The sequence below is a fragment of the Roseovarius azorensis genome, assembly GCF_900109455.1.
In the GTDB taxonomy this organism is placed as follows: Bacteria; Pseudomonadota; Alphaproteobacteria; order Rhodobacterales; family Rhodobacteraceae; genus Roseovarius; species Roseovarius azorensis.
On the sequence record NZ_FOAG01000043.1, the window covers coordinates 1 to 1143 of the forward strand.

Below are 1143 nucleotides of genomic sequence, written 5' to 3' on the forward strand. Positions count from 1 at the left end.
ACGGTGCGGCCGCCCTCGCGGATGGCGAAGCGCAAGCCGTCTTCCATGGCGATCGGCGCGATCAGCTCGACCTCGAACTTGAGGTTGTCGCCAGGCATCACCATCTCGGTGCCCGCGGGCAGGTTCACCGTGCCGGTCACATCCGTGGTGCGGAAGTAGAACTGCGGACGGTAGTTGGCGAAGAACGGCGTGTGACGGCCACCCTCTTCCTTGGTCAGGATATAGGCCTCGGCCTCGAACTTGGTGTGCGGCTTCACCGAGCCCGGCTTGCACAGCACCTGGCCGCGCTCCACCCCCTCGCGGTCGATGCCGCGCAGCAGCGCGCCGATATTGTCGCCCGCCTCGCCCCGGTCCAGCAGCTTGCGGAACATCTCGACGCCCGTGCAGGTCGTCTTCTTGGTGTCGCGGATGCCCACGATCTCAAGCTCGTCGCCCACGTTCACCACGCCGCGCTCGACCCGGCCCGTCACCACCGTGCCCCGGCCCGAGATCGAGAACACATCCTCGATCGGCATCAGGAACGGCAGGTCCACCGCCCGCGCCGGGGTCGGGATGTACTCGTCCACCGCCGCCATCAGCGCGCGGATCGAATTCTCGCCGATCTCCGCATCGCGTCCCTCCATCGCCGCCAGCGCCGAGCCCTTGATGATCGGGATGTCGTCGCCGGGATACTCGTACGAGCTCAGAAGCTCCCGCACTTCCATCTCGACTAGTTCCAGCAGTTCCTCGTCATCCACCTGGTCGACCTTGTTCAGGTAGACCACCATGTAGGGAATCCCCACCTGACGGCCCAGAAGGATATGCTCGCGCGTCTGCGGCATCGGGCCGTCGGCGGCGTTCACAACCAGGATCGCGCCGTCCATCTGCGCCGCGCCCGTGATCATGTTCTTCACATAGTCGGCGTGGCCCGGACAGTCCACATGCGCATAGTGCCGTGCATCGGTCTCATACTCCACATGCGCCGTCGAGATCGTGATCCCCCGCGCCTTCTCCTCCGGCGCGCCGTCGATCTGGTCATAGGCACGGAACTCGCCGAAATACTTGGTGATCGCCGCCGTCAGCGTCGTCTTGCCGTGGTCAACGTGACCAATCGTGCCGATGTTAACATGCGGTTTCGTGCGGTCAAATTTTGCCTTTGCCATG

At 64.6% G+C, this 1143-nt stretch carries 1 protein-coding gene; it reads right to left on the reverse strand.

The features are described from left to right. Positions 1 to 1142: elongation factor Tu (gene tuf, locus BSG08_RS19190; RefSeq protein WP_093039444.1), on the reverse strand; the 1142-nt coding region annotated here is incomplete at its 3' end. Between the last annotated feature and the right edge of the window lies 1 nt (position 1143).